Source organism: Mesorhizobium sp. M1365, assembly GCF_040317865.1.
Lineage (GTDB): Bacteria > Pseudomonadota > Alphaproteobacteria > Rhizobiales > Rhizobiaceae > Mesorhizobium.
The window spans coordinates 1-7,972 of the sequence record NZ_JAMYLG010000082.1 but is presented as its reverse complement, the minus strand read 5'-3'; the positions used below and the strand labels follow the sequence as shown (position 1 = coordinate 7,972).

At 58.8% G+C, this 7,972-nt stretch carries 10 protein-coding genes and 3 pseudogenes; 4 read left to right on the top strand and 9 right to left on the bottom strand.

What is annotated here, in order from left to right:
• On the bottom strand, positions 1-199 hold a 199-nt coding region (locus NKH04_RS32565; protein ID WP_353045567.1), incomplete at its 3' end, for a hypothetical protein.
• A gap of 1,303 nt (positions 200-1,502) precedes the next feature.
• Between NKH04_RS32565 and NKH04_RS32555 the strand changes: the two are divergent.
• Positions 1,503-2,668 (top strand): annotated as a pseudogene (locus NKH04_RS32555) (MFS transporter).
• Positions 2,587-3,024: pseudogene (locus NKH04_RS33360) on the top strand (MFS transporter). Before NKH04_RS32555 ends, NKH04_RS33360 begins: the two co-directional pseudogenes overlap by 82 nt.
• 193 nt (positions 3,025-3,217) lie before the next feature.
• On the opposite strand, the gene NKH04_RS32550 reads toward NKH04_RS33360, so the two are convergent.
• The 8 genes and pseudogenes from NKH04_RS32550 to NKH04_RS32515 form a co-directional block, all read right to left on the bottom strand.
• Positions 3,218-3,358 carry a hypothetical protein gene (locus tag NKH04_RS32550; protein WP_023722625.1) on the bottom strand — a complete coding sequence of 47 codons (141 nt, stop codon included), beginning with the start codon at positions 3,356-3,358 and terminating at the stop codon, positions 3,218-3,220.
• 126 nt (positions 3,359-3,484) lie between these two features.
• Positions 3,485-3,793 carry a type II toxin-antitoxin system VapB family antitoxin gene (locus NKH04_RS32545; protein ID WP_353045565.1) on the bottom strand — a complete coding sequence of 103 codons (309 nt, stop codon included), beginning with the start codon at positions 3,791-3,793 and terminating at the stop codon, positions 3,485-3,487.
• 82 nt (positions 3,794-3,875) lie between these two features.
• On the bottom strand, positions 3,876-4,229 hold the full coding sequence (locus NKH04_RS32540) for a helix-turn-helix domain-containing protein (RefSeq protein ID WP_023722622.1): 354 nt from the start codon (positions 4,227-4,229) through the stop codon (positions 3,876-3,878).
• Positions 4,226-4,564: a type II toxin-antitoxin system RelE/ParE family toxin gene (locus tag NKH04_RS32535; RefSeq protein WP_353045564.1), complete on the bottom strand. Its 339-nt coding sequence runs from the start codon at positions 4,562-4,564 to the stop codon at positions 4,226-4,228. Before NKH04_RS32535 ends, NKH04_RS32540 begins: the two co-directional genes overlap by 4 nt.
• Positions 4,565-4,699: 135 nt before the next feature.
• Positions 4,700-4,834 (bottom strand): hypothetical protein, encoded by a 135-nt coding sequence (locus NKH04_RS32530; protein WP_023722620.1) that lies wholly within the window; start codon positions 4,832-4,834, stop codon positions 4,700-4,702.
• 237 nt (positions 4,835-5,071) lie between these two features.
• A complete protein-coding gene (locus tag NKH04_RS32525; protein ID WP_353045563.1) occupies positions 5,072-5,245 on the bottom strand; it encodes a hypothetical protein in 174 nt (57 codons plus the stop codon).
• Positions 5,245-5,454 (bottom strand): hypothetical protein, encoded by a 210-nt coding sequence (locus tag NKH04_RS32520; protein WP_353045566.1) that lies wholly within the window; start codon positions 5,452-5,454, stop codon positions 5,245-5,247. Before NKH04_RS32520 ends, NKH04_RS32525 begins: the two co-directional genes overlap by 1 nt.
• Before the next feature lie 4 nt (positions 5,455-5,458).
• Positions 5,459-5,503, bottom strand: a pseudogene (locus NKH04_RS32515) (hypothetical protein); the annotation flags it as partial.
• Between the two features lie 522 nt (positions 5,504-6,025).
• Between NKH04_RS32515 and NKH04_RS32510 the strand changes: the two are divergent.
• Entirely contained in the window at positions 6,026-7,162 is a 1,137-nt protein-coding gene (locus NKH04_RS32510) for a redoxin family protein (protein WP_352708773.1), read from the top strand.
• A 382-nt stretch (positions 7,163-7,544) separates the two neighbouring features.
• The gene (gene groES / locus NKH04_RS32505; protein WP_023722616.1) at positions 7,545-7,880 is read left to right on the top strand and encodes a co-chaperone GroES; all 336 of its coding nucleotides are present in this window, start codon (positions 7,545-7,547) and stop codon (positions 7,878-7,880) included.
• Positions 7,881-7,972: the final 92 nt, after the last annotated feature.

Here is a 7,972-nt window from a genome sequence, read left to right as displayed (position 1 = left end):
TGGGCGACGCCCGTACGGCTCCCGGCAGATCGGCGCCCAGCGCCGCTAAGAGATCGAAATCATTGCCTGGCCGGACATTGCCTTCATGGTGCTTTTCGCCCCGTCGGCGAGTGGGACGCCCAATGCGTCGCGGCCCCCTACCCGTTCGGCCCGTTCCGTCGTACCAGGCGAGCGTCTCGTAGCCGCGAAAGCTGCTCACGCGACCGTTTCGCGATCTCGGCCCGTTCAACGCCGTTCTGGGACGGGAAACCAAGCGAATGGCTGGCGAAACGGCTCCGCCGCAGCCGGCCTCGATCACAAGAACCCGGCGTCGGGCGTGAGCAACTCGACGTCGGATTGCATTGAAGCTTCAGCCAGGGCGGCTAAGTACGGATCGTTGTGAGCGACACGCTTCGGACTCCCATTCGATTGCCCGACTTTGGCTCATGCCGGGACGGGCGGTATTCTGAGGGTGTCTGCGCACCATGTTCATGGTGGCCGACTCTGAAGCGGCGCCCAATCGGAAACATTAGCATCTCCGCGTTTTGGCGTGGCTGCTTAAACTCTTCGACGGTAACCGCCTCAAGTAGCAGGTCCAAGGCTTCGCGCCCCCTCCGACTTATCGGGTCATCGCCCCGCAGGTAGTGATACGCTCGATCTAAATGCACCCGCGCGGCGGAAAAATCGCTTGTCATATGACCCTCTCAGTTACCGCCCGCATTAGCCGTCTAGGAGATGAGGGAGGCGCAATCGTTAGTATCCACAGACGGATTTGATTTAAATCGCTGATGATCCGGGAGAAACCAGGGCGCTGGCTGGTCTTGATGCGAGAGCCTCGCCGGATGGGTAGTATGCCACGGCTACGGACGGTCTTGATCGAGATGATGGTTGAGGCTGCGGACTTCCCGGCGGACAGCTTCGATCGTTCTAGGCGTCTGCGCCGATAAATCAGGCGGGCGAATGCTCTCAATGTCCGCGTTGACAGCCATGCGAATACCGCTTCGTTCTTAATCTGTGGACACGGACCGAATACTGGCCCCGGCAAGTCGGCCAGTCGAGCTCTAATCCCTTGCCATCACAAAACGCGCATTCACGAGGGGTCATCGCGAATGCCGATCATCATCGGGCTTAGGGAAGCCATCCCTGAGCACTCGTCGTCAACCAGGGCGAGGACGAGATTGTGGCACCTCTCCTGTTAGGGTTCGTTGTCTCTCCCGTCTGTGAACAAGTGGGGTCAAGCTGCGGTCTTCACCCGGCCCGGTTCCGCTGCCGCCCCAAAGTTGATTGTGGAGCATGCGGAAGCGACTGCTAGGTCATGCTCTGGAAATACTGACCGATCACACAAATCTATAGACAAAAAGTCAGTACTGGCAGCCGTGAGTTAACGATCGGCTCGTGGAAGGCAAAAAACGTGCAGCACGAAGATCCTCAGCCGTCCGCTCCAACGACGCTTGCCCCGCTTCGCAATCCGGTATTTCGCTCGATCTGGACAGCCACACAGATTATCCAGCCTCGGGTGGCTCGTGCAGACGGTCGCCATCAGTTGGCTGAAGGCCACCATTTCAGCTTCCGACCTCATGGTCGCACTCGTTCAGGCCGCATCCACATTGCCGGTGTTTTTCCTCTCAATTCTCGCCGGAGCCATCGCCGATAACTTCAGCCGCCGATGGGTGATGTTTGCGGGGCACTGCTTGATAGCATTGGCATCAACGACGCTAATGATTTTGGTCGGTCTGGGATTTGTCGATCCTTGGCTGGTACTCGGACTGGGTTTCCTGGCCGGCTGCGGCTTTGCTTTGAATGATCCGGCCTGGCATGCTTCGGTCGGCGATATCCTCGACAAGCGCGACATACCGGCCGCGGTCACGCTGATGTCCGTCGGATACAACCTCGTACGCAGCATAGGTCCTGCTCTGGGTGGGACGATTCTGGCCTTCTTTGGTCCGCTGGCCGCTTTCGGCTTGGCCGCGCTGAGCGATCTCGCGCCTCTAGGTGCACTATGGCGCACCAAATGGAAAATCCGCTCTTCGCCTCTCCCCCGCGAGAGAATGATGACGGCGATTCACGACGGAGTGCGCTTTACGGCGATGTCCCTGGAAATCAGGGCGGCGATCGCCCGCGGAACCCTTTTCGGGCCAGCATTTCGATCTTGGCGTTGCTGCCTCTCGTCGTTCGGGATCAGTTGAAGAGCGGGCCGATCGTCTACGGTATTCTATTGGCCGGCTTCGGCACCGGGGCTTTCATCGCGGGTATGAGCAACGGCTTCCTTAGGCGGATCACGTCTCAAAACAGGCTGGTGGCGTTCGCCTTTGTCGCTTGTGCAGCATGTTGCGTTTCCGTTGCACTAACATCGTCGGTCCCTGTGGCGGCAGTCGCGCTTGCCTTGGGCGGCGCGGGTTGGCTTATCACCTGGACCGGCATTGACGTGGCGGTGCAACTCGCAAGCCCACGGTGGGTAGTCGGCCGTACACTCTCCATCTACTACGCCTTGAGCGCTGGCGGTATGGCTGCCGGCAGCTGGATTTGGGGTTCCGTCGCGCAGAATTACTCCCTGACCTGGGCTTTGGAGGGCGCCGCCGGGGTCTGTTGCTGCTTGCAGCAGCGGGAATGGTGTTGCCGATACGTCCATGGGAAGAAACGGACCAGGAAAGTTCGGATTTTCGCGCACCGGAGCTGGCACTCGATCTGAAGCCAAGGAGTGGCCCTATCGTCGCCAAAATCGACTATTGCATATCCGAAAAGAATACCGACGCCTTCCTGCATGCGTGCAAAGCGCCACGCTCTTAGCCGCGCGGTGCGCGAAACTGGACGCTCCAGCGCAACCTCCAAACGCCTTCACTTTGGACAGAGACATTTCGCACGCCAACCTGGATGGACTTTCTTCGCCTGAATCATCGGCTCACGGCAGCGGACAAGGAAGCAGCCCAGCAGCCTCTCGCCTTGCACGATGGAGAGCTTCCTCCACACACAGTCCTTTCGATCGAGCGAACGACCGAGGCAGCTCGTACCCGTGCGTCAACAATCGCTTCTCGTCCTCCGAGGTGACGTCATGATGAAGCTGTCAGCCGATGCCAACCCGCCGCGAAGGGGCCTAGGCTCACTCCCAGGCCCCCTTTCTGGCCTTCGGCTCCACTCAACCGCGCATAAACTGCGTTCCTTTCTCTGACCAGCCAAGGCTTGTCCGACTCCCCCGAAGAGAACCGCCCAAGAGCGCCGGTGTTACTATTACCACAAGCTCCTAGTCGATAAGGACGCGAAGTCTACGCCATGGAAGGTCGAGCTCCTCGCCGCGCGCGATCAAGGCCATGTGCTCGCTTACCTGCTCGGCAACGGCCCCGGTCAACTCCGGCAGTTCAGTCAATTTTTCGAAGGCGGCCATTCATCTGATCCTTTCGGCAAGGTTGCCACGTCTGTCTGAAGCAAAAGCTCGTCCAGCGTGAGCAGCGGCGAGCGCATCGCCTTGGCATAGGCGTAGTGGAAGCAATCGAACATGCATCGACGAACATTATTCGTCACCACCTGTGAGATCATGGTCGAGCTCGTGATAGGCCTCCGGTTGAACCGGCTTTCGACCTGGCTGAAAAGACAGGCCGTGCTTAACCAGAATCTTTTTCGCCGTTTCTCTCGGGCTTTCCTTGTTCATCCGGTTGCGGATGGTTTCCCGCAGGGCGACAATCACAGCATCGGTGATGCTTGTGCCGTCAATGCGCGCAAGCTCCCGAACGAGAGTATCGGCCTCCGGATTGTTGGCGAGCGGGCGAGCGGAGAACAGGGCAAGATAATCAAGCAATTTTGAGCCGCGATAGCCTTCCACTCGGCCATCGCGCGTAGGCGGTGGTTCCGGGTCAATCTCACCAAGGCGTCGGGGCTCTGAAAGCGGCCCTCCCCTCCCCTGCTCAGTGCGCGGCTGCAGGAGTTTTGTTGTTGAGGTTGGCCTCCGTATCATTGGGCGTTAGAGCACGCAGCACCGCCTCAGGCTCCCGGTCCATGACGCGAAGCAGTGTACGGGCCGCGCCGCTTGGCTGCCGCTTGCCCTGCTCCCACTTCTTGTAGCCGGATGGACTGGTTCCCAGCACGGTCGCCATCTCATCCTGTGTCAGGTCGAGCTTCTTGCGGATGGCTTTGGCGTCGACCGCGCCAACATCGACGCTGTGCACCTTGATACCGGGAACGTCCTTACCCTGCGCGTGCGCCAGAGCTTCCGACATAGACTGGATCAGATCAGCGCCGAATTTTGTCATCTCGCTCATGTCCTGCTCCTGTTCGCTGCCTTAATCGCCTTGGCGAAGGCTGCAACCGCTTTTGCCTCGTCCGGCTTCAGATCGACCTTTTCATTCTTGCCGTACGCCAACAGCGCGTAGATCGGTGCGTCATCGCTGTACCAGTAGTAGATGACCCTTGCGCCACCGCGCTTACCCTTGCCTTTGGCGCCGAACCGCATCTTTCGAACGCCACCGGTACCTGGAATCTCATCACCCACCTGCGGATTGGCAGCGAGAAAGTCGATCAGTTCCTTCCGCTCATCGTCGCTAAACAGCTCCGCCGCCTGCTTGATGAACAATGGTGTCTCGGCGACGATCTGCATGCACTTCCTATAACCCAATGGGTTATATATGAGCCAGCGGTGGGCAGAGTCAATGGCCGATCTACCGAAACGACGCCTCCAACCGACCGATTATCCTTATCCTCTGGATTTGGAAATCAGCCCCGCAACGAGCTCTCAGGCGCTGCAAATGGCCGCTGACATGCAAAACGTGCTTCCCGTCGACCACAGGGACGGCTGATCGGCTACCTGCTCGGCGGCAACGACCCCGGTCAATTCCGGCAGTTCAGTCGATTTTTCGAAGACGGTCATTCATCTGATCCTTTTGGCAAGGTCGCCACGTCTGTCTGAAGCAAAAGGTGGTCCAGCGTGAGCCGCGGCGAGTGCATCGCCTTGGAATAGGCGTAGGGGCAATCGAACTTGCTGAGGCGCCGCTTTGCTATGCCGTGCTGTCCGGCGACAGCGACCGCGTAGGACAGGACGTGTCGGGGCGAACCGGGCTCGCAGAGCCGAATCTTTGGTGCTGCGAGCCATTCGACGACGACCGCCTCAGCCGCTTTGTAGGCGCAATTCAACTGATCCGGCCGTGAAAGCACGATGATGGCTTCCTAGGCAGCAAGTGTCATGTGAACGGCGAGCCGCATCGAGCGCCGCCGCTTCATAGGCGTCGGCCGTGTCCTCCGCCGCCATCATCGAGACGATCGCACATGCATCGACGAACATTATTCGTCACCACCTGTTGAGATCATGGTCGAGCTCGTGATAGGCCTCCGGTGGAACCGGCTTTCGACCTGGCTGAAAGACAGGCCGTGCTTAGCCAGTGTCTTTTGCGCCGTTTCTATCGGGCTTTCCTTGTTCATCCGGTTGCGTATGGTTTCCCGCAGGGCGACAATCACAGCATCGGGTGATGCTTGTGCCGTCAATGCGCGCAAGCTCCCGAGCGAGAGTATCGGCCTCCGGATGGCGAATGTTCAGCGTCATGTGTGTAGCTCCAAGCGCGTAGCGCCCTTTACATCACTGTGTAGCTTGGAGCATACCCGCAGTGTCGGTCGATTAGGCTGGCTCACACTTCGCCGGGGGCTTTGTTCATCCTCCTCTTCAAAACTGTTAGCGGCGAGCCAACCCACCAATGTCACTGAGGCGAATTCCCTCGGGACGGGCAGAGGCTGCCTGCCGCGCGTCCTAATGGCCTTGGCGCTTCGGGGACGGGCCACGCTTTTCGGGCGGCGCGAAGCGTGTCCAAAACCTGACAGCGGCAGACAATATGACAGGTTCAGAACAAACAATGGCAAAAATATCAGGTGCATTACAACCGGTCATCTGGGGCACCGGGAGGTTTTTCCAAAGCATGTGCGCGCTGAGCTCGCTGGCATGGCCCTTGCACGAATAAGGGAGCAACCAGAGGCTCCTCTTCCCCCCAACCCGTGCCTCTCTAGGAAGGAAACCAGAGTGCCGACAACCTTACCCTTTGGAAATAACTTTGGACAGCACCCGGTCTTGCAGATGGAGTCCCCGGCCCCTTCGATTCAAGTGGAAACCTGGCTGCGTGGCGAGCCGCTCAGCAGCTTCGAGCCCGGGAAAGTATACATCGTCGAATTTTGGGCAACTTCGTGCGGCCCATGTGTGGACGCGATGCCTCATCTGATGCAGTTGCAGGAGAAATACAGGGACAGCGGCGTTGAGATCATCGGAGTCGCGGCTAGTGAAGACGCTCCAACGGCCGATGAGGCCCGCAGCAATCTGGACGCGTGGTTGACCGAAAAGTTCTCGAATCTGAACTTTCGGATGGCGTTCGACTCCACAGGCGAAATGAAAAAGCTTTGGATGGAGCCCAGCTTTTCTTGCTGGATTCCGACCAGTTTCGTGGTCGACCGAGACGGCCACATCGCCTTTATTGGTGGCCCGACGGAACTCGATGAGGTTTTGCCGAAGGTGCTCAACGGCAGCTGGCGCGCCAGCGATCAAGCGAAAGCCGCCGACAGGGAGCGGATCGCGAAAGGCGAACCCAAAGCGCGCGAACAAGCGCTGACGAAGCCGATCAAGGCTAGATATCGGGCGGCGATGGAGACAAATGATTGGAAGACGGCGCGCTCGGCAATCGAGGAGGGCGTCGCCTTGATGCCGGACAACCTATATTTCCGCGTGAGTCTTGCGCATCTGTTGCTTCACAAAATGCGCGACATGGAGGCCGGCTTGCCCGAAATGCGCCAATTCGTTCGCGACGCGATCAACAGAGAGTCCGAGCACTGGATATATTATGGGCTATTCCTACTCTTCGCGCCGTGCTTTGATTATGCGGGCTTTCCGTCTGCTGAGCGCTTTGCGATGGGCGAAGAGCTGTCTAAACACATCGTGGCACTGCCGCAAGGCCACGGCTCTAAGTTCATGTCTTATCCGATGGTCGCTCAGTACTATCATGAGAGCGGCAACAAAGATCGCGCGATCGAGTTGGTCGAGCAGGCACTTAAGGTGCTGGACGGTCCGGAGCCTATCTCGAACGACCTGAAACAGCACCTTCTACCGGAGTTGCTGCAGGCTCTGGCCAACTACAAGGGTGAGAAGGTTTGTCACGGCACTATCTGTGTAGCTCCGCAAAAGGATTCTCCCAACGTCAATGGGGTGGCCGAGGAGCAAACCTAAGAAGGGGCGTGTCGGAATGCCTTACTGGTCAATTCGTCCACTTTCCTGGCGTGGTTGTGCAAATAGCCGGCCCAGGCGTCCAGCCCAGCCTCGCCGTCATCCGCAAACACGTGACTGACCAAGGAGAAGACGACGTCCCCTGATCACCTCACCAAAACATACTGCCGCTGCGGGTCTCCCGGACCCGTCAAAGATGGCACTGGAGTAAGGCTTGGAACATGAAAAAAGGTTACTAGCCAGCTCGACGCTGCCCACCGATCCACCTGCACCCACAGGCGGGGAAGACGGGGACGCAGCCGACCGCCTGTCTCAGCGCCACGATAGCACTCGCACGCTCCGGCAACGGAACACCATTCAACATCCGCACCAAGGACATCCAAAAATGGCAAAGAATTTCCGGCCGCTGCATGACCGCGTGGTCGTTCGCCGCGTCGACTCCGAAGCGAAGACCGCCGGCGGGATCATCATTCCCGACACCGCAAAGGAAAAGCCGCAGGAAGGCGAGATCGTCGCCGTCGGCTCCGGCGCGCGCGACGAGGCCGGCAAGCTCGTCCCGCTGGACGTCAAGACCGGCGACCGCATCCTGTTCGGCAAGTGGTCGGGCACCGAAGTGAAGCTCAATGGCGAAGACCTTCTGATCATGAAGGAATCCGACATTATGGGCATCATTCTGACCGCCGAAATCCAGTTCGCCTCTTCCACAGACCTTCGGAGCTAAAAAATGCCCAAAGACGTAAAATTTTCCCGCGACGCTCGTGAGCGCATGCTGCGCGGCGTCAACATCCTCGCCGACGCAGTGAAGGTCACGCT